General features: G+C 37.5%; 26 protein-coding genes. 25 read left to right on the top strand and 1 reads right to left on the bottom strand.

Translation table 11 applies throughout. The features are described 5' to 3' along the window. Positions 1-231 precede the first annotated feature (231 nt). On the bottom strand, positions 232-1,650 hold the full coding sequence (gene gabR, locus ACXYMX_RS15700) for a MocR-like transcriptional regulator GabR (RefSeq protein WP_459045186.1): 1,419 nt from the start codon (positions 1,648-1,650) through the stop codon (positions 232-234). 105 nt (positions 1,651-1,755) lie between these two features. Here gabR and gabT point away from each other — a divergent pair, with 105 nt between their 5' ends. The 25 genes from gabT (at position 1,756) to purU (ending at position 23,873) form a co-directional block, all read left to right on the top strand. Continuing rightward, positions 1,756-3,060 (top strand): 4-aminobutyrate--2-oxoglutarate transaminase, encoded by a 1,305-nt coding sequence (gabT, locus tag ACXYMX_RS15705; RefSeq protein WP_459045187.1) that lies wholly within the window; start codon positions 1,756-1,758, stop codon positions 3,058-3,060. Positions 3,061-3,102: 42 nt separating this feature from the next. Next, on the top strand, positions 3,103-4,494 hold the full coding sequence (locus ACXYMX_RS15710) for an NAD-dependent succinate-semialdehyde dehydrogenase (RefSeq protein ID WP_459045188.1): 1,392 nt from the start codon (positions 3,103-3,105) through the stop codon (positions 4,492-4,494). 183 nt (positions 4,495-4,677) lie between these two features. Then, complete coding sequence (locus ACXYMX_RS15715) at positions 4,678-5,547, top strand: 5-oxoprolinase subunit B family protein (protein WP_459045189.1); 870 nt, start codon at positions 4,678-4,680, stop codon at positions 5,545-5,547. Continuing rightward, positions 5,544-6,515: a 5-oxoprolinase subunit C family protein gene (locus tag ACXYMX_RS15720; RefSeq protein WP_459045190.1), complete on the top strand. Its 972-nt coding sequence runs from the start codon at positions 5,544-5,546 to the stop codon at positions 6,513-6,515. Before ACXYMX_RS15715 ends, ACXYMX_RS15720 begins: the two co-directional genes overlap by 4 nt. 20 nt (positions 6,516-6,535) lie before the next feature. Next, positions 6,536-6,790 carry an acetyl-CoA carboxylase gene (locus ACXYMX_RS15725; protein ID WP_459045191.1) on the top strand — a complete coding sequence of 85 codons (255 nt, stop codon included), beginning with the start codon at positions 6,536-6,538 and terminating at the stop codon, positions 6,788-6,790. 20 nt (positions 6,791-6,810) lie between these two features. Next, the gene (locus ACXYMX_RS15730) at positions 6,811-8,166 is read left to right on the top strand and encodes an acetyl-CoA carboxylase biotin carboxylase subunit (protein WP_459045192.1); all 1,356 of its coding nucleotides are present in this window, start codon (positions 6,811-6,813) and stop codon (positions 8,164-8,166) included. Between the two features lie 9 nt (positions 8,167-8,175). Then, positions 8,176-8,940, top strand: a complete 765-nt coding sequence (locus tag ACXYMX_RS15735) for a LamB/YcsF family protein (protein WP_459045193.1) — start codon at positions 8,176-8,178, stop codon at positions 8,938-8,940. Between the two features lie 189 nt (positions 8,941-9,129). Continuing rightward, positions 9,130-9,573: a CoxG family protein gene (locus ACXYMX_RS15740; RefSeq protein ID WP_459045211.1), complete on the top strand. Its 444-nt coding sequence runs from the start codon at positions 9,130-9,132 to the stop codon at positions 9,571-9,573. Positions 9,574-9,657: 84 nt separating this feature from the next. Then, positions 9,658-10,170, top strand: coding sequence for a (2Fe-2S)-binding protein (locus tag ACXYMX_RS15745; RefSeq protein WP_459045194.1), 513 nt, complete (start codon positions 9,658-9,660; stop codon positions 10,168-10,170). Further along, on the top strand, positions 10,167-12,539 hold the full coding sequence (locus ACXYMX_RS15750) for a xanthine dehydrogenase family protein molybdopterin-binding subunit (RefSeq protein ID WP_459045195.1): 2,373 nt from the start codon (positions 10,167-10,169) through the stop codon (positions 12,537-12,539). The genes ACXYMX_RS15745 and ACXYMX_RS15750 overlap by 4 nt, the downstream gene beginning before the upstream one ends. After that, complete coding sequence (locus ACXYMX_RS15755; RefSeq protein ID WP_459045196.1) at positions 12,536-13,393, top strand: FAD binding domain-containing protein; 858 nt, start codon at positions 12,536-12,538, stop codon at positions 13,391-13,393. The genes ACXYMX_RS15750 and ACXYMX_RS15755 overlap by 4 nt, the downstream gene beginning before the upstream one ends. A gap of 89 nt (positions 13,394-13,482) precedes the next feature. Continuing rightward, a complete protein-coding gene (locus ACXYMX_RS15760) occupies positions 13,483-14,355 on the top strand; it encodes an AAA family ATPase (RefSeq protein ID WP_459045197.1) in 873 nt (290 codons plus the stop codon). 33 nt (positions 14,356-14,388) lie between these two features. Next, positions 14,389-15,579: a vWA domain-containing protein gene (locus ACXYMX_RS15765; RefSeq protein ID WP_459045198.1), complete on the top strand. Its 1,191-nt coding sequence runs from the start codon at positions 14,389-14,391 to the stop codon at positions 15,577-15,579. Between the two features lie 5 nt (positions 15,580-15,584). Beyond that, entirely contained in the window at positions 15,585-15,905 is a 321-nt protein-coding gene (locus tag ACXYMX_RS15770; protein WP_459045199.1) for an XdhC family protein, read from the top strand. Between the two features lie 27 nt (positions 15,906-15,932). Next, entirely contained in the window at positions 15,933-16,733 is an 801-nt protein-coding gene (locus ACXYMX_RS15775; protein WP_459045200.1) for an XdhC family protein, read from the top strand. Positions 16,734-16,769: 36 nt separating this feature from the next. Beyond that, positions 16,770-17,396, top strand: coding sequence for a nucleotidyltransferase family protein (locus tag ACXYMX_RS15780; RefSeq protein ID WP_459045201.1), 627 nt, complete (start codon positions 16,770-16,772; stop codon positions 17,394-17,396). Next, on the top strand, positions 17,389-17,613 hold the full coding sequence (locus ACXYMX_RS15785) for a hypothetical protein (protein WP_459045202.1): 225 nt from the start codon (positions 17,389-17,391) through the stop codon (positions 17,611-17,613). The genes ACXYMX_RS15780 and ACXYMX_RS15785 overlap by 8 nt, the downstream gene beginning before the upstream one ends. Before the next feature lie 157 nt (positions 17,614-17,770). Then, complete coding sequence (locus tag ACXYMX_RS15790) at positions 17,771-18,073, top strand: YunC family protein (RefSeq protein ID WP_459045203.1); 303 nt, start codon at positions 17,771-17,773, stop codon at positions 18,071-18,073. 198 nt (positions 18,074-18,271) lie between these two features. Then, complete coding sequence (locus ACXYMX_RS15795) at positions 18,272-19,135, top strand: YitT family protein (protein ID WP_459045204.1); 864 nt, start codon at positions 18,272-18,274, stop codon at positions 19,133-19,135. 51 nt (positions 19,136-19,186) lie between these two features. After that, positions 19,187-19,342, top strand: a complete 156-nt coding sequence (locus tag ACXYMX_RS15800; protein ID WP_459045205.1) for a DUF1540 domain-containing protein — start codon at positions 19,187-19,189, stop codon at positions 19,340-19,342. Between the two features lie 139 nt (positions 19,343-19,481). Beyond that, entirely contained in the window at positions 19,482-20,099 is a 618-nt protein-coding gene (locus tag ACXYMX_RS15805; protein WP_459045206.1) for a VanZ family protein, read from the top strand. A gap of 22 nt (positions 20,100-20,121) precedes the next feature. Beyond that, complete coding sequence (locus ACXYMX_RS15810; protein WP_459045207.1) at positions 20,122-20,592, top strand: hypothetical protein; 471 nt, start codon at positions 20,122-20,124, stop codon at positions 20,590-20,592. Between the two features lie 120 nt (positions 20,593-20,712). Continuing rightward, on the top strand, positions 20,713-21,774 hold the full coding sequence (locus tag ACXYMX_RS15815; protein ID WP_459045208.1) for a tetraprenyl-beta-curcumene synthase family protein: 1,062 nt from the start codon (positions 20,713-20,715) through the stop codon (positions 21,772-21,774). A 213-nt stretch (positions 21,775-21,987) separates the two neighbouring features. Continuing rightward, the gene (locus ACXYMX_RS15820) at positions 21,988-22,794 is read left to right on the top strand and encodes a 3D domain-containing protein (RefSeq protein WP_459045209.1); all 807 of its coding nucleotides are present in this window, start codon (positions 21,988-21,990) and stop codon (positions 22,792-22,794) included. A gap of 191 nt (positions 22,795-22,985) precedes the next feature. Further along, entirely contained in the window at positions 22,986-23,873 is an 888-nt protein-coding gene (gene purU / locus ACXYMX_RS15825) for a formyltetrahydrofolate deformylase (RefSeq protein WP_459045210.1), read from the top strand. The last annotated feature ends 528 nt before the right edge of the window (positions 23,874-24,401 follow it).

The following is a 24,401-nucleotide window of genomic DNA, read 5'->3' on the forward strand; positions in this document are numbered from 1 at the left end:
AATTTCTAGATATAACATTAATTTTTTCACCTTTCGATCCCCCTAATCTTAACTATAAGTATAGATTAGTAGGGTTATTTAGTGTCGAAAAGTGTTCAATCTTGTTTGGCGATAACTGTCCATTCTAGTATAGCGTTTACAAGAGTCCAATTCAATGCGAATTCGGGCTCTCTTTGTGTGTTTAATTACTTTCAAACGATTGGAATATTATGAACGCCAAAGGGCTTTTGTCTAATTATGAATTATAGTGTATAAACGCGTTACTGCCTCAGTAATGTTTTCCTCATTAATATTAGCAAATCCAATAACTAAATCTACTCTATCTTTCACTAGTTCATTTTCATTTAACATGAAACGCTTCATTGAATAGATTTCAAGTTTTTCAAATTGAGCTCTTTTTTCCACTTCATCATAGCTTTTGGAAGTTTCAAAATAAGCTAAAAAATGCAAACCTGCAGGGATATCTTCTATATGGATAGAATCGCCAAATTGAAGTTGAAGTTGTTTTATTAATAGTTTTCGTTTCATTTCATAATGATGATTCATTCTGCGTACGTGTTTTGCATATTCACCGTCTTCAATGAAGTAATGCATCGAAAATAAGCCGAGTGAATTACTGTCTTGAATGAAGTCAGAAAAATGGTGACGGTATTCCTTTAACACTTCTGGGGGTAAAACCATGTAACTGATACGAAAACCTGGAAGCATCGTTTTGGAAAATGAACCCGTGTAAATAACTCGTTGGTTCCGATCTAAACTTTGGAGAGATGGAATATTATCCGTTTTGTATTTGAATTCGCTATCATAATCATCTTCAATAATATAGCGTTTGTTGGATGCGATTGACCAATTCAATAATTCGATCCGTCTTGAAATAGACATAATTGTCCCTGTTGGAAACTGATGCGATGGCGTTACAAAAACAAAACGTGCCTCCGAATTTTCGATTTCGTTAATATCTATCCCTTCCTCATCCAATTCAATCGGTAAAACATCTAGATCTAATTTCTTTAGCATCGTATAAAAACGTGAATATCCAGGATTTTCAATAGCTACGGATGTTTTTGGATGTTGCATGCTCATTAAGTTGCGAAGTAAAGACTGAGTGCCTGCGCCAATCACAATTTGTTCCGGCTTACATATGACACCTCTTGTTAACGCTATGAGTTGTGCAATCGACTTTCGAACTAAATAAGGACCTTGTGGGTGTGTTATTTCCGTCAGTTCGATTTTGTGATTAGTAATCGCTTTCTCTTGGCTTTTTATCCACTCTTTAAAAGGGAACAGCGAAATGTCTGAAGTCATATGGGAAAGAGATAGCCATCCTACTTTACTTATAGGTTCTTCTTTTAATTCCTTAGGTAATTTGCTTTGCAACGTATTATCCTTAGCTATGAACTGTGTAATGTGCTCAACATAATACCCTCTTCTTTCTAGAGAATAGATGTAACCTTCAGCAAGTAATTGTTCATAGGCGTTGGTAACGGAGTTCACACTCACTTGCATCTGATTTGCTAGCTTTCTTTTAGATGGCAATTTTTCATGAGACGGAAGCTTTCCATCTAGTATTTTATCTTTAATATCTTTGTATATTTGTTGATAAATAAAAGCCTGGTGATCTGAATTAAGTATAAGCTTCGAAAAAATCAAAATAATCCCCCTAATCTGGTACCTAAAAAATATGAACTCTGGTACTTTTCATTATATCAGATGATTGCGATACTTGAATTAAATCGAAGCAAGGGAGAGAGTGTAATGGTTACTACTAAACTATCAACTGAAGAGCTACAAAACAAAAGAAAGAAGTTCGTTCCACAAGGTGTAAGTAATGGGAATTTAAATATTGCTCATTCTGCGGTTGGTGCCACGATCACAGATATCAATCAAAAAGAATGGATTGATTTTGCAGCTGCAATTGGTACCCTTAACGTAGGTCATAGCCATCCTAAAGTAACGAAAGCAGTAAATAACCAAGTTGAGAAGTTCCTTCATCCTGGGTTTAATGTAATGATGTACGAAGGATATATCGAACTTGCTGAGAAATTATGTGAAATTACACCAGGAACATTTGAAAAACAAGCAATCCTATTTAACTCAGGTGCGGAAGCTGTTGAAAACGCTATCAAAGTTTCACGTAAATATACTGGAAGACAAGCGGTAGTTTCATTTGTTCGTGGCTTTCACGGTCGAACAAATCTTACAATGGGAATGACAAGTAAAGTAAAGCCATATAAGTTTGGTTTCGGTCCTTTCACACCGGAAATCTATCAAGCTCCTTATCCTTATGTTTATCAAAAACCAAGTGAAATGTCTGAAGAAGCATATGTAGATCGCGTAATTGAAGAATTCAAAGATTTCTTTATCTCTACTGTTGCACCAGAAACTGTTGCATGTGTAGTTATGGAACCAGTTCAAGGGGAAGGTGGATTTGTTATCCCTCCTAAGAAGTTTGTTCAAGCAGTAAGCGAATTTTGTAAAGAGCATGGAATTGTTTTCGTTGCAGACGAAATTCAAACTGGGTTTGGTCGAACAGGAACAATGTTCGCAATGGAACAATTTGATGTTGTAGCGGATTTGACTACTGTATCTAAGTCACTTGCAGCAGGTTTGCCTTTGAGTGGCGTTGTTGGGCGAACAGAGATTTTAAATTCTGCTGCTCCTGGAGAATTAGGTGGAACCTATGCGGGAAGCCCAGTTGCATGTGCAGCAGCGCTTGCAGTGATCGATATTATTGAAGAAGAAGATTTACTAAATAAATCAGAAGCATTGGGTCAAAAATTAGAAGATAAGTTAAATGAGTTTAGTGAGAAACATAACTTTGTTGGTGAAGTTCGCCGTCTAGGATCAATGGTTGCTGTTGAAATTGTAGAAAATAGATCGAATCGACTTCCGAACAAAGAAAAAACGGCTCAAATTGTTCAATATGCGAATGCAAATGGATTATTACTTCTCTCTGCGGGTTTAAAGAGCAACGTTATCCGTTTCTTAGCACCATTAGTAATTACCGACGAAGAACTAGCTAAAGGAATAACTATTTTAGAAGCTGCATTTAATCAATAAAATTAGAACTTCCTAATAGAATCAAAAAAGGAGTGTTAACGAATGGTTTCGAAAATCAATGTAAAAAACCCAGCCACTGGTCAATTAATTCAAGAGGTGACAAGACATACAGAAGAGGAAATTAATCAGGCGCTTGAAAATGGACAAAAAGGGTTTAAGAAATGGTCGAAAATTAATGCCCATGAACGTTCAAGGTTATTAAAAAAGTGGTCGCAACTTGTTCAAGATAATAAAGATGAAATCGCTAAAGTAATGACGATGGAAAATGGAAAACCTTTGTCTGAGTCAATTGGAGAAGTAAATTATGCAACTAGCTATATTGACTGGTACGCAGAAGAAGCGACACGAGTGTACGGTAGGACAATTCCAGCTTCTGCTGAATCAAAAAGGATAGTAGTAAGTAGACAACCGATAGGCCAAGTAGCAGCAATTACACCATGGAATTTTCCGGCAGCGATGATGACCCGAAAGGCTGCACCTGCTTTAGCAGCGGGATGTTCATTCATAGTTAAACCAGCTGAAGAAACTCCATTAACGACAATTCGACTTGTTGAACTGGCACACGAGGCTGGAATACCAGAAGATGTAATCCAGTGCGTAAACGGAAGAGGATCCGTTGTAGGTAAACTATTTACAGAAAGTCCTTATGTTCGTAAAATTACATTTACTGGTTCAACACCAGTAGGGAAGTCTTTAATTAAAGGAAGCGCGGAAACAGTTAAACACGTAACTATGGAGTTAGGCGGTCATGCACCACTTATCGTTGCAGAAGATGCGGATATAGATTTTGCAGTAGCTCAAACCATCATGACAAAATTTAGAAATGCTGGACAAACTTGTGTTTGTGCGAACCGGATTTTAGTACATGAAAACATTGTAGATGTCTTTGCTGAAAAGTTTGCTGAAGCTGCAAGACAACTTAAAGTAGGAAACGGATTAGAGGAGTCAACGGATGTCGGACCAATTATCAATGAAAAGGGATACGACAAAATTATAGAACAAGTGAACGATGCAATAGCAAAAGGTGCAGAAGTACTTGTTGGAAATGAATATAATGCAGACAAAGAACAAGGATTCTTCTTCGTTTATCCAACTGTATTAAAAAACGTTGATTCGACTATGAATATCATGCAAGAGGAAACATTTGGGCCAGTTGCACCGATAACAAGTTTTAAGACACTTGAAGAAGCTGTGGAAATTGCGAATAGTACGCCATACGGATTGGCCGCCTACTTCTTCACGAATGACTATAAAACTGGAACTTTCTTACATGATAATTTGGATTTCGGAATAATTGGTTGGAACGATGGTGCACCATCTGCTGCTCATGCGCCTTTTGGTGGGATGAAAGAAAGTGGACTTGGTCGCGAAGGTGGAACTGAAGGTATTGAGCCATATTTAGAGACGAAGTACTTGTCAATTGGAAACCTTTGAAGGTAAATAACTGATTCTTCTACACTTACTTTGACTAGTATTAAAGGTCATAGTAAAATAGGATTACAAGATTGGAAGGTTATGAAAATTCTGGTTACTTAAAAGGCGAATTAAAATACTAGCTCTAAATAATGAAGCAAACAGAAAGTTACACGTTTACTAAAAGTGAGAGGTGGAGTATAAATGACCCGTTATGAGTATGGTGGAGATGAGTTTATCTTTGTAGAATTATCAGAAGAAATGAGTATGGAAATTAACTTTCAAGCAATGGCAATAACTGAGAAGTTAAGAGAGGAGAATCTTCCAGGAATCGTTGATATTTGTCCATCAAACGCGTCTTACATGATTCGCTTTGACCCAGATGTTATTCATCCAGACGAGCTCATTGCTAAATTAAAAGATCTTGAAAAAACAGTGTCAGTAAATGATTTTGAAATTTCTGCGCGGATTGTTGATGTACCGATTTTATTTGATGACCCATGGACAAATGAAGCGCTTATGAGATTTAGAGATCGACATCAGGATCCTACATCAACGGATTTAGAATACTCTGCACGAATAAATGGATTTGATTCGAAAGAAGATTTGATAAAAGCAATTACTGATTCGCCGTACTTAGTTACGATGATAGGTTTTGTACCTGGGTTGCCTTGGTGTTATCAAATGGTACCAAGAGAACAACAAATTGAAGTACCGAAATACGTGCGTCCACGTACATTTACACCAGAAAGAGCATTTGGATACGGTGGAGCATTTGCGGTAATTTATCCTGTTCAAGGTGCTGGTGGATACCAGTTATTCGGAACATCTGCAACTCCAATTTTTGAAAAAGAGCAACGATCATATGATTTTCAAGATGACATTACTTTTCCAAGACAAGGCGATATATTTAGATACCGGAGTATAACTATGGAAGAATACGAAGAAATTCGTAAGCAAGTAGAAGATGGAACATTCAGATACTTAACGAAAGACATCACGTTTACACCACAAAAAGTACTTGAAGATCCAAAAGGGTTTTCTGAAGATGTGTTAAGGAGGTTATATGCATGATTCACGTAATTAATCCTGGGTTACAAACAACAGTTCAAGATGGTGGAAGAATTGGATATTATGAAGTTGGAATGCCTCCTTCAGGTGCGATGGATAAGTACTCATACACAGTAAGTAATTTACTTGTAGGGAATCATGAAAACGCTGCCACTTTGGAAATCACTTATCTCGGACCAACTCTTGAATTTAAAGAAGATGCTGTGATTGCTTTAACTGGTGGAGAAATTCCACCTAAAATTAATGGCGAACTTGTTCCAATGTGGGAAACGTTGGAGGTAAAAGCAGGCGACCAGTTGTCATTTGATTTTGTAAAACAAGGGGCAAGAGTTTATCTTGCTGTTGCAGGCGGTATAAATGTTCCGAAAATTATGGGTTCAAGGTCTACTTATACTTTATGTGGGATAGGTGGATTTGAAGGGCGACAACTTCAGGTAAACGACAAGCTTGAAGTAGGTACAGATAACGAGCGATCGGTAAAATTTGGAACTCGAATCGACGAGAAGAACATTCCTACATTTTCTAAGAACCATGAAATACGGGTCATCCTTGGTCTATGTAGCTATCGTCTAACGGAAGAAAGTAAAAACCGTTTTTTCTCCATTGATTGGAAGGTAACACCAGAAGCTAACCGTGTAGGTTATCGTTTTAGTGGAGAGCGTTTAAATTTTGTGGACCGGGAACAACCATTCGGGGCAGGAAGTAATCCTTCAAACGTTGTGGATTTAGGTTACCCAATCGGGTCAATTCAAGTACCTGATGGAGTAGAGCCTATTGCATTATTAAATGATGCAGTTACGGGTGGCGGTTATGCTACAATCGCAACAATAATTAGTACAGATTTAAATAAAATGGGACAAATCAAAACGAATGAATCCGTTCGATTCATTTCAGTAACGATTGACGAAGCACTTGCCGCACGTAAAGAGGTAAAAGATCAACTTGAAGAAATTAAACAACAGCTTAACTAAGATATTAGGAGGAATTCGTAATGAGTGAATCAACAAAGGTATTGGCAGCAATTCCAGGAGTTTTTTATCGTAGACCGTCTCCAGATGAGGATTTGTATTTTAATGAAGGTGATTCGGTTGCAGTTGGCGATACAATCGGGCTAATTGAAGTTATGAAAACGTTTTACGAAGTAAAGGCTGAAAAGGCGGGTATTCTTGAAAAGTTTTTAACAGAGCACGAAGCAATGGTAGATGCAGGGCAAGAACTTGCAGTGCTTATTGAACAAAGTGAATGATATAGGAGGTGAAATAATAGATGGGTCTTTTTGATAAAATATTAATTGCAAACAGAGGAGAAATTGCTCGAAGAATTATTCGCACATGTAACCGATTAGGCATTCAAACTGTTGCTATCTATTCCGATGCAGATTCAAATGCTCCATTTGTGAAAGAGGCGACAGAGGCAGTTTGTATCGGAGAAAGCCAAGCTAAGAAGAGTTACTTAGACATCGAAAAAGTAATCAAAGTAGCAAAAGAAACAAATGCAAATGCAATTCACCCGGGATATGGTTTTTTATCAGAAAACCCGGCATTTGTTAACCGTTGTGAAGAAGAAGGCATTGTTTTCATCGGACCTACAGCAGAAGTAATGAAATTAATGGGAAGTAAACTGGAGTCGCGCATTCAAATGCATGCGGCGGGAATTCCAGTTGTCCCAGGTTCTGAAAAAGGGATAGATTCTATAGAAGAAGCGCTTGAAGTTGCTGAAAATTTAGGGTATCCACTTATGCTGAAAGCGAGTGCAGGTGGCGGCGGTATAGGAATGAAATTGGTTCAAAATAGTGATGAACTAAAAAATACTTTTAAAAGCACGAAACAACAAGCGATTTCGTTTTTCGGTGACGGTGCTGTATTTCTAGAAAAATGGATTACAGAACCTCGACATATTGAAGTACAAATAGCTGCAGATACTCATGGGAATGCAGTACATCTGTTTGAACGAGAATGCTCGGTTCAAAGAAGACACCAAAAAGTGGTCGAAGAAAGCCCTTCACCTTTTCTTGACGAAGAACTAAGAGAAAAGTTGGTTTCAACAGCATTGTTAGGCGTAAAGAAAATTGGTTATACGAATCTTGGAACAATGGAATTCATTTTTGATGGGGAGAAGAACTTCTATTTCCTTGAAATGAATACTAGATTGCAAGTTGAACATCCGATAACTGAAGAGGTTACCGGAACCGATTTGGTTGAGTGGCAACTGAGAATTGCTGCAGGAGAACCACTTCCAGCACAACAAAAAGAAATTAAGAAAAGTGGGCATTCAATAGAGTGTAGACTTTATGCTGAAGATCCTGATACTTATTTCCCTTCGCCTGGAACAATCGAACGATTAGCATTGCCTTCGGATGAAACACGTCTGGAATTTGGTGTCGTTGAGGGAAGCGTTGTATCTCCTTTTTATGATCCAATGATTGGTAAGGTTATTGTTTATGGAGATGATCGAAAAGCTGCAATTACTAAAATGAAACATGCATTGGAGCAAATGGAAGTGGTAGGAATAAAAACCAACCTTCCACTCCTTGAGAGAATCATGGATGCAGAACAGTTTACAAGTGGAAACTATACAACGAATTTCTTAACTGAAATTAGCACAACACTTAAGGCGAAGTGAGGTTTTCATATGTATAAAGTTGATTTAAATTGTGATATGGGAGAAAGTTTTGGACTCTTCGAACAAGGAAATGACGAGGAAATGATGAAGTACATCACTTCCGCAAATATTGCATGTGGATTTCACGCAGGGGATCCTCATGTTATGCGTAAAACGATTGAGTTAGCCAAAAAGTATGACGTAGGTATTGGCGTTCATCCTGGTTTTCCTGATTTATTGGGTTTCGGCCGACGTGATTTAGCTTGTACCCCCGCTGAGGTAAGGGATTACGTTACGTATCAGATGGGTGCACTTAGAGAGTTTGCAACCATATATGATGTGAAACTTCAACATTGTAAGCCACACGGGGCATTATTTATGCGTGCAATGGTAGATAAAGAGATAGCCCGAGCTATTCTGGAATCCATTCATGATGTTGAATCGGAAATGATCGTTTTCGCTTTAAATAACTCAGTGTTTATGGATGAAGCGATTAAAATGGGAATACCTGTTGCGAAAGAAGCCTATTCCGATCGTGAGCATACGGAAGAAGGCTCTATCGTATTAACACGAACAGGCTCTGTTATAACCGACTATAATCAAATGGCAGACCGTGTCGTTAGAATGATTAAAGAGAAAAAGGTAATTACGCATGACGGAAAAGATGCATCTATAGAAGCAGAAACCATTTGTATTCACGGTGATACACCAGGTGCACCACAATTAGCTGAAGCTATAGTTTCTGCATTAAACAAAAATGATATTCAGATTGTACCTATAAAGACTATTATTTAATAAGTGTTTTCTATAATACGTATAGCAAATTAGTTTGTTATTGAGTGTTTGTCTCTTATGCAATCTGGAGAGTCTACTAGTGACTTTCCAGTTTGATAGAATATTCATTTCAACTATTCTAATCGTGGGGGTGATGCGTAAATAATAGTCACACTATTTGGAAAAATGAAGGGATTGGTTATTTTGAAAATGGTTCATACGTATACATTTAAGGGTGTCACAAAAGAAGTGCTTTGGAACACTATTCAAAGCAAAGAAGTGCTACAAAAAGCTTTACCTGGATGTAAAGTATTTGATGAAATCGAGGAAAATGTATTTTATTCTGTTCTTGGTATTAATATTGGTCCCATAAAAGGGGAATTCACAGCCGACGTGAAACAAGTAGATATGAAAGAACCTACTTTTTATCGTTTGCTCGTTCATGCAAAAGGAAAACCTGGTGAAATTGAAGCGGACGCAGAAATGAATTTAGAAGAAGTAGAAGGCGGTGTCCTACTTACTTGTAACGCGGATGTTGAAGTGACTGGGTTACTTGCATCTATTGGACAGCGTATCGTCGGTGGGGTCGCAAAAGTAGTTATAGGCCAATTCTTTAAAGATATAGAAAAAGAAACCAAAAGTTTTGTAGACTAAAAAATTACTAGTCTATTTTACTATAAAACTTAGAAACAAATGTAAGTTGTACTTGAATAAAAAACCATTATGGGGGTGTAATTTATGGAGATTGAAGCCGTAAATGTTAGTGTAACAATTAATGGAATAAAAAGAAGTGCAGATGTAGAACCAAGGACACTACTTGTTCATTTTATTCGTGATCATCTCAAATTAACAGGTACACATATTGGTTGTGATACAAGCCAATGCGGAGCATGTTCAATTATGGTTAACGGTAAAGCTGTAAAGTCTTGTACGATCTTAGCCGTACAGGCAGATGGAATGGAGATTACAACTGTAGAAGGACTTGGGACAGTTGAGAACTTAAGTCCGATGCAAACAGGATTTTGGGAAGAACATGGTTTGCAATGTGGATACTGTACACCTGGAGTAATGATTGCAATGATGGCCTTACTCGAAGAAAACCCTGATCCAACAGATGAAGAAATTCGAATGGGACTTGAAGGTGTTATTTGCCGTTGTACAGGCTATCAGTTTATTGTTAGCGCAGTAAAGCATGCAGCAAAATTGATAGCAGAAGGGAAAACTCTAGCAGGAGAGGGGGTTTCACAATGACAAAAATTACGAGTAAAACGATGACTAAAAAAGTCGGTGCACGTATAAAAAGAAAAGAAGACCCTAAGTTACTAACTGGTAACGGTTATTTCGCTGATGATATCGAATTAACAGGAATGCTCTATGCAGCTATTTTACGAAGTCCTCATGCTCATGCAAAAATTAAAAGTATAAATATCGAAAAAGCATTGGAAGCACCTGGGGTTGTCAAAATTTATACTGGAAAAGACTTGGAAGGAAAAATTGGTCGTATTCCATCCTCTTGGCTCGTTCCTGGTGCAAACTTAAAAGAAGCAGCACAATACCCTCTTGCAATTGATCGTGTAAGATATGTGGGGGATGGAGTTGTACTTGTAATTGGAGAAGGTCGTTATGCAGTTCGGGATGTCCTTGATTTAATTGAAGTAGAATACGAAACTCTTCCAGTGTCTGTAAAGCAAAAAAATGCAATGTCTGAAAATGCACCATTAGTTCATGATGACATTGAGGATAATATTGCTTTTCATTGGAAAGCAGGGGAAGTTGAAGATAAAGATATCGATGATGCAGAAGTTGTACTTCGTGCTAGCTTTAACGTTCAACGAGTTGCAGCCAATCCTATGGAGACGCGCTCCGCAATAGGTGACTACAACCCTGGTAGTGGGGAATTAAAGCTTTGGTGTAGTTCGCAAAATCCTCATATTCACAGAATGGTTTTATCTGAAGTACTAAGTATTTCTGAATCAAAACTTCAAGTCGTCGTTGCAGATATGGGTGGCGGATTTGGTGGGAAAATAGGTGTATATCCAGATGAGGCATTAGTCGGATACGCTGCACGAGATCTTCACAGACCAGTAAAATGGATTGAAGAAAGAAACGAACATTTTTCGGCGTCCAACCATGGCCGTGATGAAATAATTGATGTCGAATTGGCAGGAACTAAAGATGGTAAGTTAACGGCTCTCCGCGTTAAGAACACTGCAAATATGGGCGCTTACTTATCGACAATGGGACCTGGTGTTTCAACGATTGACTTCGGATTAATGATTACGGGTGCATACGATATTCCTAAAGCATCCTGTGAAACATTTGGTGTCTATACGAATACAACACCTACAGATGCATATCGTGGAGCTGGGAAACCAGAATCTACTTACCAAATTGAACGTGCGATTAGTTTATTTGCGAAGAAGATTGGTATGGATCCAATTGAAATTAGAAGAAAGAACTTTGCCAAAAAAGAAGCATTCCCATATACAAACGCTCAGGGGTTAGTTTACGATAGCGGTGACTATGAGAAACCGTTAGACAAGGCACTTGAGATGATTGATTATAAAAAGTTATTAGCAGATCAAGAAGCTAAACGTAAAGAAGGTAGACTAGTAGGCATAGGAATGTCAACCTATGTTGAACTGTGTGGATTTGGTCCTTCAGCTGTAGCCGGGGCAATTGGTTTCCAGGGTGGAGTTTGGGAAAACTCAACAGTGAGAGTTCATCCATCAGGTAAAGTGAATGTCTATACAGGAACTTCACCTCATGGCCAAGGACATGATACAACATTCTCTCAAATTGTTTCCGATAAATTAGGTGTACCGATGGAAGACATTGACTTTGTGTTTAATGACACAAGAGCAATTTCAATGGGCTGGGGAACATACGGTTCACGTTCTGTCGCCGTTGGTGGAGGAGCAGTATCTATAGCTGCAGATCGACTTGTTGACAAAGCGAAGAAAATCGCGGCGCACGAGTTAGAAGTATCTGTTGAGGATATTGATTTAACAGACGGTATTTTCCAAGTGAAAGGTGTACCAGGTCAGCAACGTACATTCCAAGAAATTGCAAAATCAGCAAACTTCGCTTGGAACTTACCTGAAGATATGGAACCTTCACTTGAAACACAAGCTTTCTTTGATCCTTCTAACTTTGTGTATCCGTTTGGAACGCATATTGTCGTAGTAGAAGTAGATAAAGACACGGGTGAAATTGATCTTCAGCGTTATTTAGCTGTCGACGATGTTGGTCGTGTAATCAACCCACTTACGTCTGAAGGACAGGTACACGGAGGAATTGCTCAAGGAGTGGGTCAAGCACTTTGGGAAGGTATTACCTATAGTGACACGGGACAGTTACAAACGGGTTCATTTATGGATTACGCAATGCCGAAAGCACGATTCTTCCCACATATCGAAACCGCTTTCACGGAAACTTTGTCACCAGTAAATCCACTTGGTGCAAAAGGAATCGGTGAAACTGGGACAACAGCATCGATACCTGCCGTTATGAACGCAGTTGTAGATGCCCTTGAACCTTATGGAGTCACAGATATTGAAATGCCGTTAACTCCTGAAAAGGTTTGGCAAGTTATTCAAAATGGGAGGGGAACGAATTGATACCTACTAAATTCGATTACGTTCGTGCAGAATCAGTGAAACAAGCTATTGAACTTTTATCGAAGAGTGATGGCGAAGCGAAAATTATCGCAGGGGGTCATAGTTTACTTCCATTAATGAAGTTCAGACTTACAGAACCTGGACAATTGGTTGACATTAGTCGAATCTCTGAATTAAAAGGGGTAAAGATAAAAGGAGACCGTGTTGTTGTTGGTGCAATGACAACTCATTTTGAAGTAGCAAATGATCCTATCGTTAATGAGAAAATTCCGGTGCTTTCAGAAGCTGCCGCTCAAATTGGGGACATACAAATTCGCAACCGAGGTACAATTGGCGGAAATATCGCACATGGTGACCCCGTAGCAGATTTACCAGCTCCAGCACTTGCTTTAAATGCTGAGCTGATTATTGAAGGGGAAGACGGTTCGGACGTAATGAGTGTTGACGGCTTTACACTCGGTCCACTTATTACGCTGCTCCCTGAAAACAGCATTGTAACTGGAGTCAGCTTTGAAATTCCGCCAATTCATGCAAAGTCAACGTATTTGAAGTTCTTTCATCATGCAACTGGTTATCCAGTTGTAGGAGTCGCCGCAGTTGTTGGTGTAGATGCGAACGGAGTAATTGATTATGCAAGAGTTGGAATTACAGGGGTAGGAGAAGTATCTTATCGTGCTGTAGCAGTTGAGGATGCATTAATCGGTCAAAAAGCGTCGGAAGAAGTGATTGAATCTGCTTCAGAATTAGCTATTGAAGACGGAGAAATGGGGAGCGATCAATTCGCTTCTGAACAATACCGTGAAAACTTAAGTAAAGTCTATACGGCTCGTGCACTGAAGTCAGTTTTACTTTAATTAAATAGAGCTGGAAGTTACATGAGTTGTTAGCATGTAACTCCCAGTGTTTTTCAATTTTAACTTACGTATCTACGGGGGTGGTCGAAATGAAGGAACAAAACAATTCAATAGAAGCAACTTTTAAAGAACATGGATATATTACAGACCAACCCATTTTAACCGCATTACATCTTGTTAAGTCTCTTCAAAAACCTTTGTTAGTAGAAGGACCAGCTGGAGTTGGAAAGACTGAAATCGCTAAAGTTTTAGCTAAATCCTTAAATACAAAGCTAATTAGACTTCAATGTTATGAAGGTTTGGATGTTAATAATGCATTGTACGAATGGAATTATGCAAAACAAATGTTGCATATTCGTATGACTGAAAACACAGAAGCATCGCTGACAAAACGAGAGGCTGATATATTTGGGAAGGACTTCCTTTTAACGCGTCCTATTTTAGAGGCATTTATGGAGGAAGATGCACCACCTGTTTTATTAATTGATGAAGTGGATCGTGCAGACGAGGCGTTTGAAGCATTTCTTCTAGAAGCGCTTGCGGAGTTTCAAATAACTATACCTGAATTAGGAACAATTAAAGCCAAGCATCGTCCTTATGTTATTTTAACATCGAATCGAACGCGAGAACTTAGTGATGCACTACGTAGACGTTGTCTATATCAATGGGTAACCTATCCGGACTTTAAGAAAGAAGCGGAAATTCTTCAAACCCGCCTGCCAGACATCGATAATAATTTAGCGGTACAGATTGCAAAATTAATGGAAAGAATACGTGAAATGCCCCTACAGAAACTCCCAGGAGTCGCTGAAAGTTTGGACTGGGCACAAGCGCTTATCTCGATGCATCGAAGTGAGTTAAGCAAAGAAACGGTTTTAGAAACGCTTGGTTGTTTTTTGAAGAACCAAGATGATTGGCAAACTGTCGAAAAAGAGTTGCAACAAGGTACACTCTTACGTTAATATGCAAAACTTTGCATCGAAGGAGGAACCTGAATGGAACAAACTGAAAACCTATCTACATACCTATTGTCATTCTTTCGCTATTTGCGAGACAAAGGCTTTTTAATCGGCACAAAAGAAATGAGCGATGCACTAAAATCGCTTGAATTTGTTGACATATCGGACCGCCAGCAATTTAGGTTAGCACTTCAAATCGTACTATGTTCGAGTAGGGCAGAACAAGAACTATTCGATCATGCTTTCATCCGATTCTTTTTGAATAACAATGAGGATACAAAAACAGATGATCTTCTGCATTTTCTATCTGAAGAAAGAAAAACAAATGAAATTGAAAATAAAGTAGATCGTACCGTAGAATCAAATGAACAAAGTTCAAAGAATCCAATGGTAAGCAGCAGAGAGCAAAATGAATCATCTAGCGAACATTCGGATGTAGAACAAAAGAAAATGACGGTTTGGGTACCTACAAATTTTGGTAAGAAAGAGGACCAAGAAATCCAAGTCCGTGTAACCTCGCATCAATTCGATGAGATGATGAAAGCAGCGAAAATGTTTGTTCAGCGAATCAACTTAAAACAATCACGCAGACATAAGGTAAAGACAACGGGATCGACATTTGATGTCAGAAGAACTATGCGCCAAAGTATTCAATTGGGTGGCTATCCAATCAAACCAGTTTGGACAGGTCGATCAAAGGAAAAGGCAAATTATATTTTACTATGTGATAGCAGTCGGTCGATGGCAACTTACGCACAACCATTTTTACAGTTTGCATATGCGATGACCAAAAATGCAGCTAATGTAGAGGTTTTTCTCTTTTCAACAAAGTTACGACGTGTAACAGATCAATTTAACAGAACAAAACATGATGACTATCCTATTCTTACAATGAACGGAAGTGAATGGGGTGGAGGTACTTGTATTGGTGAGTCCCTATACTCTTTCGTACAGCAATATGGAATCCACGTGAAGAAAAACACAGTTATTCTCATTGCAAGCGATGGATTGGATGCTGGTAAAATGGATCACCTACATACCGCTATGAAAGAGATCTATCAACGAACTTCTGCTGTTGTTTGGCTAAATCCATTGCTTAATCTTAAGGGTTATGAACCTATTGCAAAAGGCATGCAAACAGCACTTCCTTTTATCGATTTATTTACCGAAGCAACTTCTGCCTCTGGGTTTCATCAACTTGGTCATCAAATAAAAATTAGGAGGTAAATCGTTTGCTAGAGAATGCGTTAGTATATAAAGCGTTAGCAAAAAACAAAGAAATGCAGAAGAAATCTGCATTGGCAACAGTTGTCCGTGTGTACGGATCAGCGTATAGACGCGAAGGTGCGAAAATGCTTATCGACGAAGATGAAAACAGAACTGGAATGATATCTGGTGGTTGTTTAGAATCCGACGTTGCAGAGATTGCAAAGCAGGTCATCGAAACGGGTAAACCTGAACTAAAATTTTACGATATGGACGAAGATCTCGTATGGGGATTAGGACTAGGTTGTCCTGGTAAAGTAGAAATATATATAGAACCTATTTCATAAAAATCAGAATCAAAGGGTGAGAGATAAATGGCTAAGGAATCCGCGTTTGAAGCCTGGCTGACGAGTGTCAATCAAGAGGAATCCTGTGTACTTGCGACGATATTGGAAACGGAGAAACCTGTAACAATTCAGGACGGGTTTCGTATGTTTATTTCTGAGAAGGGTACACAGATCGGACATCTTGGAAGTGAAACGATTAATCAGCAAATTAGAGAATTAGCTTTAATTAAAATGAATACTAAAACACCGAAATCTGAAACTCTAACGTTTGCACTTTCAGAGCAAGAAGAAATAAGTGTTTTTATCGATGTGTACATACCTCCAATCAATATACTAATTTTTGGGGCGGGCCATGATGCAATTCCAGTTGCAAATTACAGTGTTTCACTAGGACTGAGAACAACTGTTGTCGATTCAAGGGCTTTTTACAATAGTGAAGAGCGTTTTCCAAACACAACAAGAATCGTAACGAATGATACTGCATATAAAGAGATGGTTCATATTGGGACTCGCTCATATGTTATTTTGATGAACCACCATTTAGAACGTGATCAAGAAGCCTTAAAATTTGTTCTTAATTCACAGGCGCCTTATATTGGGGTACTTGGTCCGCGCTCCCGTAGAGTCCGAATGATAGATGCTTTGGAAGAAGAAGGTATTGTTATTACTGAGGAACAACTTAGTCGTGTATATAGCCCAATTGGTTTAGATATCGGCGCTAGTTCTTCTGAAGAGATTGCAATCAGCATTCTAGCCGAAATAATCGCGCTTAGAAACGGACATAATGGTGGTTTTTTACGAGGATCCGAGTACATCCACAAAAATTAGCGAATCTTTATATTATGAATCATGAAAGGACACGTGATGAATCAATCTATTTCTGCACTTATTCTCGCGGCGGGGACTTCTAGTAGGATGGGTGAGCCCAAACAACTTCTACGTCTAGGGGATAGTTTGCTCTTAGAACATACAATTTATCGGTTGCTAAATGAACGCTTTGCTGAAGTACTTGCAGTGATTGGACACCAGGCAGAAGAAATTAGAACAAGAGTCCAGATTGATAATACTAGTTTCAAGTGGATAGAAAATAAGGATTACCTCACTGGACAAAGTTCTTCGTTAAAAAAAGGTGTAGAATATTTAAAGGAAGACCATTCAAACGCAATGGTGTTTTTAAGTGATTTACCTTTTATCTCAGAGGAAACAGTTGATTTAATTTATAAAGCTGGAAAAATTCAAATGAATAAAAGTGAAACACCTTTTGTCATACGTCCAACATATAAAAACGTTCCGGGACATCCTGTTTTTTTCGGTAATATCAATCAAAATCTTTTTGCAGAGTTAGAAGGGGATACAGGAGGGAAATCAATCATGAATAGAATTCCCAATCGCATCCTAATTAAGGTAGAAGACTCTGGTATACTATTTGATATAGATACACCAGATGATTATACAAAAGCTAAATTGAAATGGAGGGAATCTAATGAGTAGCTGCCCAATTGATCATAAAGTTGAAGATGTACGCCAAAAATTAGAAGATCAACAGCCACATCTTCCGAAAAGTTTATATGAAAAATGCAAACAGTTTTTAGAACAAGCAAGCGATCAATCCGTTTTGAATGAAGTCTTTCATTTATTAAAAAAATATGATTTGGCAACTGATGAAGTCAAAAACGAAAGAAACAGTAAGTTGGAAAAAGTTATATAAGGTTTCTTCAGGGAGCAAATTTGGTTAAAGGCACGCACAACTTTCATTATAAGTTTGCGTGTTATTTTAATTTCAGCAATTCAGGGTTTATTACAAATTTGAGTGTAACCGATTTAGATTCCTTTCCATATGTATAGAGTGGAGAGGGGACGATTGGGTGGTTTCATTAACATCAGTTATTATTGAAGGTCACACTTTTACTACTGTCACTGTTCGATTACCGAAAACAACATTGCTCACTATTTCAAACGAATTGGGGTATATAATGTGCGGAGCGTTAGATGTTGGGTTATTGAATACCCGGTTACGAGATCGAAATATCATTGCTGGTCGCGCAGTTGGCGTCAAAACAATTGATGAATTATTAAAAGCACCACTTGAATCTGTCACACTTGCCGCAGAAAAACTTGGTATTCATGAAGGAATGACAGGTGAAGAAGCGTTGTTAAAAATGATCTAATAAGTGCTTAACTCAGTCGGATAAATTTGACTGAGTTTTTTTGTATCTATTTCACTTGAAATTGAGTACAATAAATCTCTATATATTATATATCTTTTTCCAATTGGAAATATCTATCTCTATAGATGTTAATAAAGGGAACATGTTTTATTGGAACCAACCATGCTGAGGCATAACTGATAAACTTAGGAGGTACTTATGTTTTTTATAGAAGCGAAACGAATTGTTGTTGTTATTTTAGGTTCTTTATTAGTTGCGATTTCACTTAACTTCTTTTTAATTAATGCGAATGTCTATGCCAGTGGGTTTGCAGGTGCTGCGCAAATTGCTTCAAGTGTATTTGAAGATCACTTAGGATTGAACGTAAGCACCGGTATTTTATTATTACTTTTTAATATTCCTGTTTTCGTTTTAGGTTGGTTTAAAGTAGGTAAAGGATTTACCATTTACAGCATAGTTTCAGTTATTTTCGCAACCTTTTTCCTAGAAATTCTCCCCGTATTATCCGTTTCGGAAGATATTATATTAAACGCTGTATTTGGTGGGGTTATTGCGGGAATTGGTGTTGGGATTTCATTGAAATTGGGCGCTTCGACAGGTGGTATGGATATTGTTGCGATGTTCTTATCTCGATTACAAGACAAACCAATAGGAACATATTTTTTGATGCTAAATGGAGTTATTATTGTTTTAGCAGGTATTTTATATGAACCTGAAAACGCGTTGTATACAATGTTAACATTATATGTAACGACAATTGTAATCGATACGATTCATACGCGTCATGAAAAAGTAACTGCAATGATTGTGACAAATAAACCCGAAGAATTAATAAAAGCGATTCATCAAAAAATGGTGCGTGGAATCACAATATTGCCTGCAAAAGGTGGATATTCACAGGAAAATAAAAACATGCTTTATTTAGTTATTACACGCTATGAACTATATGATTTAGAAACAATTATTACTGAAACAGATCCTAATGCATTTACAAACATTGTACAAACAGTTGGGATATTTGGATTCTTTAGACGTGAAGGTGAAATGGTTACAAAAGAGTAAGCGTATCATTTACCTCTTTTTGTTCATCCTAACATAAGGAGGTGTGACGCAATGTCCCAAGTTATTTTATGTGAAGTGAATAACTGTAAGTTTTGGGGTCATGGTGACAAATGTAATGCGAAATCGATTTATATCGTTAGTCAAAAAGGCAAAAGAGCTGCAAGCAGTGAAGAAACAGATTGCAAAACATTTGTTCCAAGAGACTAAAACAACTTAGTTCCCAAACCCCTTATGCTGAAATAGCGTAAGGGGTTTATTAATTGTTAATTTGAGAAACATTCCTAATTTTTATACGTTATATATGTGGGTGCTTTTCTTTCAATTACAATCCGATTAGGAGGAAATAATGGAGTTAATCAGACATTACATAGAAAACATGATTTTTTATATGTTAGTTGCAGTTCCTTTTTATGGTGTGGGAAGGGTTTTCTATCTAAAAAAAAAGAAAGCTAATTTAGATTTTAAACGAGAACTTATTTTAACCATATTTACTTTATATAGTATTGGATTAGCATCTCAAACAATTATACCTAGATGGAGTGCTGGTATTCTTACAGAAACCGGAAAGTTTTATTTTGATGTTTATATAGTAAATGAAATGGCAGGGAGAAACTGGGTGCCTTTTGATACAATTAACAATTACTTTTCTCCAACTAATGAAAGTGTCAATGATTGGAATAGTATTTCTATACTCAATCTTGCGGGGAACGTCTTTTTATTTTCTCCAATTGGTTATTTTCTACCTTATTTATGGAGAAGATGGCGGTCATTTATAAAGATATTGTGTGTGGGGATAATCGTACCTTGTTTCATTGAGTTTGTGCAATTATTTATAGGTCGTAGTTCGGATATTGACGATATTATTTTAAATGCTTTTGGGGTTCTAATCGGTTACGGCGTTTATAAATTGTTGAATTTAATTACTAATAATCTATCTTCTAAGCAAGAACCTTTCTTAAATTAAATAAGTTGGGAGGGGCGAACCTATGAAAAGTAAGAAGTATATTATGGTATTCATTTTTGTCATTATCTGTCTTCTAGCATTTAATCTACTCAAGAAAGATGTCTGGGACGTAAACTTCAAATTACTTAAAGGTAAAATCTTAGCTGAAGTAGTGGAAGGAAATCAGTTGGACCTATCAGAATTTACTCCTTTTGAGTGGGATGTAGTATATTGCTTTGATCCCTACGTTTCAAAAGATGAGATCTATGAAACGATCGGATACAAATGGGATCGAATTAGTGAAACGGTTAGCGAAGGAATGAATCAAATCGTTTTCATGAAAGATGAAAAAGTGATCTGCTATATTTATGGATATCCGGAAAGCAATCAGTTTGGTATTTTTTTTGATGGCTCAGATTCAATAGGTAATGCAGTAAGATTATTTTCAAAAGATCATGATACTTTTGATGTAATGAAAGAAAAGGGAGCTATTTACTTAACGAGTTTTAAATGAACTTTCAGAAGAGGTGATTAAAGAGGTGATATCCTTCATAATCATCTTTTTTGTATGAAATAGATGATAAGATAGTACATATAGAGTATGCTTTCGACTAGAAAATGAGGTGTTGTGAAGATGGCTTTATCTGTACATCCGATTTCATTAATGAGCCAAGTATATCGAAGGGTTATACCTATTGCTCACAAGGAGCTTCAATATTGGAAACAACTTGCAAATAAAATTCCAAACACAGAACTTAGAGAACAAGCACTATCAAGCATTGAAAATAAAACCTTCCATTGTGAAGGCGGTTCAATAATGGGATTAGCTGCTTTAGAGCAAAAAGACATAGCAATTCAATTTATTGTTGCTTATCAGACAATCAGTGATTATTTGGATAACTTGTGTGATAGAAGCACATCACTAGACCCGGCCGACTTCTCAGCCCTACATGAGGCGATGGAGGACGCATTAACGATTGATGCACCTATAAGAGCATACTACCGGAATCGTGATGACAGAGAGGATGGTGGTTATCTCGTCGAACTAATTCAAACCTGTCAGTCGGCCTTACGTAAAGTACCGAACTACAAAACGATAAAGCCATATTTACTTGAACTATGTAAGTATTATTGTGATTTACAAATCCATAAGCATGTACGAAAAGAAGAGCGTGAGGATCGATTAATCAATTGGTTTACCGAGCATAAGACTAAGTTGCCAACAATGGGATGGCATGAATTTGCCGCCTGCTCTGGTTCTACTTTAGGGATTTTTTGTTTTGTTTCTTATGCGCTACGTGAAGACTTTGAACCGAAGCATGCGGATATGATTCATGATGGTTATTTTCCATATATTCAAGGCCTTCATATTTTATTAGATTATTTTATTGATCAAGAGGAAGATCGCGAAGGCGGAGATTTAAACTTCTGCTTTTATTATTTGGATGAAAATGAACTAGCCGATAGACTCATTTATTTTTTTCGAGAAGCAATTACACACATAAAAGAGTTGCCCGATAAGAAATTCCATCAATTAATCACTAAGGGTTTGTTAGGTATCTATCTTTCTGATCGGAAAGTGAATAAACAACAAAATGTGAAACGAATTGCAAAAAGAGTGATAAAAAAAGGCGGATTAGTAAGTGCATTTTTCTATTGGAATGGAAGAGTTTATAGAAGCTTTCAAAAGAAATAATCCATTTATTCGTAGTGTTAAAGTCAATGTAAACTTAAAATATCATATTAAGTACTACTGTACTTGATATGAGATAAATAAGCTCTGTTTCAAAACGAATTGTCATTGTTTTGGAACGGGGTTTCTTTTTCTTTATTTCTAATGTTTGTTTTTCAGAGTTTCGGGGCAATACTTGTTGGACAAACTTTAAGAATAACAGAAGGAGGAAGTACATTGTTTAACTTAAAAATTATATTGGTAGCAACAATCTTAGTCTTTTCAGCTTATTCAGTAACATATGCATCGCCTTTTACAGCGGGTGACGAAACCTATCTCTCACAGGAAGCAAAAATCATCATGGAAGAATCTATGGAACTTGAAGTACCATTTCAAGAAGCGTTGGATGTTGCAACCACAGTGGTCTATCCACATAAGGAAATAAAACCTGATATCTATACTGTCATAAAAGGTGACAATCTATCTCGAATTGCACGAGCGCATGAAATATCTTTAAATGCACTCGTATATTGGAATGAATTAACAACGGATTTAATTCATCCTGGTGACGAACTAATTGTCAGTGGCAATGAAGATACAATAGAAATAGTACATTTAAAAGAAAATAGAACGTTAGCAGTTAATAACAAAAAGACGAGTACCAAACAAGGAAACGTAAATTCATCAAAACCAAAAGCAGCAGAAACAACGGTAAAGCCAAAAGCCGCCATTCCAGAATCAACCGCAAGCGTTGGAAAAGAAATGACGGTTACGGCCACTGCATATACAGCCTATTGCAAAGGGTGCTCAGGAACCACAGCATATGGTATTGATTTACGATCCAATCCAAATCAAAAAGTAGTGGCTGTAGATCCAAGAGTGATTCCATTAGGTACGAAAGTTTGGGTAGAAGGCTATGGAGAAGCGATTGCAGGGGATACAGGCGGAGCCATAAAAGGCAATAAAATTGATGTGTTTATTCCCTCTTATGAAAGCGCAATGAAGTGGGGAAGAAAACAAGTTAGAATTAAAGTTTTGAATTGATAAACTTAAAATTAAACAGCGCACGAATAGATGTGAATGCTTAAATATGTGAAGTGAAACATACAATAAATAGTGGTCAGGGGCTATCCAAAAGGTAGCCTCTTTTAAGTCTTAGCATAAACATTGCAATGGTCTATTTATTAGCCCATAATAAATAGTTACAACTTTTATTAAGGGGAGAACTACATACAATGAAAATTAATATAAAGAAAAAGGCAAATCTGCATGACCAGGGTCGATTATTAGTGAAATGTCCGGATAAACCTGGTATTGTTTCCGCAGTTTCGACATTTTTACATAAGCATGATGCAAATATTATTGAATCTAGTCAATACACTAGTGATCCTGAAAGCGGGACATTTTTTATTCGCATTGAGTTTCACTGCCCTGGATTAATTGATAAGGCGCATCAGTTGGAAATGGATTTTGCTACACTTGCCGCTAATCATTCTATGGATTTTAAATTCTCTTATGGAAATGAACAAGTTCGTTCTGCCGTTTTTGTATCTAAAGAAACGCATTGTTTAATGGAAGTGTTATGGGAATGGCAAAATGGGGACTTGGATACAGATATCGTTGTCGTTATTAGTAATCATGAAGATGCAAGAGAAATGGTAGAATCAATGGGGATTCCATTCCATTATATTCCTGCAAACAAAGACATTCGAAAGCAAGTTGAAGAAGAGCAGATTCGCCTCATGGATGAGTATGATGTAGATTTACTAATATTGGCTCGATATATGCAAATTCTTACTCCTGAGTTTGTTACCCACTTTAAAAACCGAATTATTAACATTCACCATTCATTTTTACCAGCATTTATTGGAGCAGGACCTTATGAACGCGCATATGCTCGTGGTGTAAAGCTAATCGGTGCGACTTCGCACTATGTTACCAATGACCTTGATGAAGGCCCGATTATTGAACAGGATATCGAGAGGGTAGATCACCGCGATACTGTGGCCGATTTAAAAAAGATTGGTAGCCGAATTGAACGACGTGTACTCGTAAAAGCAGTAAAGTGGCATCTTGAAAACCGAATTATTGTAGAGGGAAATAAAACCATTGTATTTCATTGATTAACATATAAAAAAAGTTAGTAAACTCAAATGAGAACCCGTTCAGTTCACTGGTACAAAATTTGAATTGACAAGCGAAATAACATTGAATTAAAACAATTATCAGCATCGCAAATAGCGGTGCTTTTCTATATTAAAAAAGGATTTATGTGGAAATTATGGTATGATAAGAGTAGGTAAAATATATATTTAGTATTCAACAAACAGGCCAAAATCGAATGTAGAAAACTGTTGCTTTGCGTTCCGGCGTACGCTTTCCGCGGGCACGGCTTCAATCTCCTCGTCCGCTTCGCTACCTGCGGGGCTTTCAGCTCGCGCTGTTCCCGCTGGAGTCGACGCCTGCACTCCAAGCAACGGATTGTATTAAGTATAAAGTGTCCATTCAACAATCGGGCCAGTTCGACAAGTTCTGTGATAAATGCCTTTGGCATGAAAACACAGGAAGTTTATGAAATAAATTTCAACTTTACAATTGAAGATAGGAATGAAGAAACCATGTTTTCTGAAACTATCTCATCGATACTCCTG

The sequence above is a fragment of the Sporosarcina sp. CAU 1771 genome (genome assembly GCF_054482775.1).

Excerpts from the sequence above, each read along its gene's own strand:
- ACXYMX_RS15710 (WP_459045188.1), top strand. The coding sequence starts at position 3,103 with ATGGTTTCGAAAATCAATGTAAAAAACCCAGCCACTGGTCAATTAATT.
- ACXYMX_RS15720 (WP_459045190.1), top strand. The coding sequence starts at position 5,544 with ATGATTCACGTAATTAATCCTGGGTTACAAACAACAGTTCAAGATGGT.
- ACXYMX_RS15740 (WP_459045211.1), top strand. The coding sequence starts at position 9,130 with ATGGTTCATACGTATACATTTAAGGGTGTCACAAAAGAAGTGCTTTGG.
- ACXYMX_RS15745 (WP_459045194.1), top strand. The coding sequence starts at position 9,658 with ATGGAGATTGAAGCCGTAAATGTTAGTGTAACAATTAATGGAATAAAA.
- ACXYMX_RS15795 (WP_459045204.1), top strand. The coding sequence starts at position 18,272 with ATGTTTTTTATAGAAGCGAAACGAATTGTTGTTGTTATTTTAGGTTCT.
- ACXYMX_RS15715 (WP_459045189.1), top strand. The coding sequence starts at position 4,678 with ATGACCCGTTATGAGTATGGTGGAGATGAGTTTATCTTTGTAGAATTA.
- ACXYMX_RS15785 (WP_459045202.1), top strand. The coding sequence starts at position 17,389 with ATGAGTAGCTGCCCAATTGATCATAAAGTTGAAGATGTACGCCAAAAA.
- ACXYMX_RS15805 (WP_459045206.1), top strand. The coding sequence starts at position 19,482 with ATGGAGTTAATCAGACATTACATAGAAAACATGATTTTTTATATGTTA.
- ACXYMX_RS15800 (WP_459045205.1), top strand. The coding sequence starts at position 19,187 with ATGTCCCAAGTTATTTTATGTGAAGTGAATAACTGTAAGTTTTGGGGT.
- gabT (WP_459045187.1), top strand. The coding sequence starts at position 1,756 with ATGGTTACTACTAAACTATCAACTGAAGAGCTACAAAACAAAAGAAAG.
- ACXYMX_RS15765 (WP_459045198.1), top strand. The coding sequence starts at position 14,389 with ATGGAACAAACTGAAAACCTATCTACATACCTATTGTCATTCTTTCGC.
- ACXYMX_RS15730 (WP_459045192.1), top strand. The coding sequence starts at position 6,811 with ATGGGTCTTTTTGATAAAATATTAATTGCAAACAGAGGAGAAATTGCT.
- ACXYMX_RS15735 (WP_459045193.1), top strand. The coding sequence starts at position 8,176 with ATGTATAAAGTTGATTTAAATTGTGATATGGGAGAAAGTTTTGGACTC.
- ACXYMX_RS15750 (WP_459045195.1), top strand. The coding sequence starts at position 10,167 with ATGACAAAAATTACGAGTAAAACGATGACTAAAAAAGTCGGTGCACGT.
- ACXYMX_RS15780 (WP_459045201.1), top strand. The coding sequence starts at position 16,770 with ATGAATCAATCTATTTCTGCACTTATTCTCGCGGCGGGGACTTCTAGT.
- ACXYMX_RS15725 (WP_459045191.1), top strand. The coding sequence starts at position 6,536 with ATGAGTGAATCAACAAAGGTATTGGCAGCAATTCCAGGAGTTTTTTAT.
- purU (WP_459045210.1), top strand. The coding sequence starts at position 22,986 with ATGAAAATTAATATAAAGAAAAAGGCAAATCTGCATGACCAGGGTCGA.
- ACXYMX_RS15815 (WP_459045208.1), top strand. The coding sequence starts at position 20,713 with ATGGCTTTATCTGTACATCCGATTTCATTAATGAGCCAAGTATATCGA.
- ACXYMX_RS15775 (WP_459045200.1), top strand. The coding sequence starts at position 15,933 with ATGGCTAAGGAATCCGCGTTTGAAGCCTGGCTGACGAGTGTCAATCAA.
- ACXYMX_RS15810 (WP_459045207.1), top strand. The coding sequence starts at position 20,122 with ATGAAAAGTAAGAAGTATATTATGGTATTCATTTTTGTCATTATCTGT.
- ACXYMX_RS15760 (WP_459045197.1), top strand. The coding sequence starts at position 13,483 with ATGAAGGAACAAAACAATTCAATAGAAGCAACTTTTAAAGAACATGGA.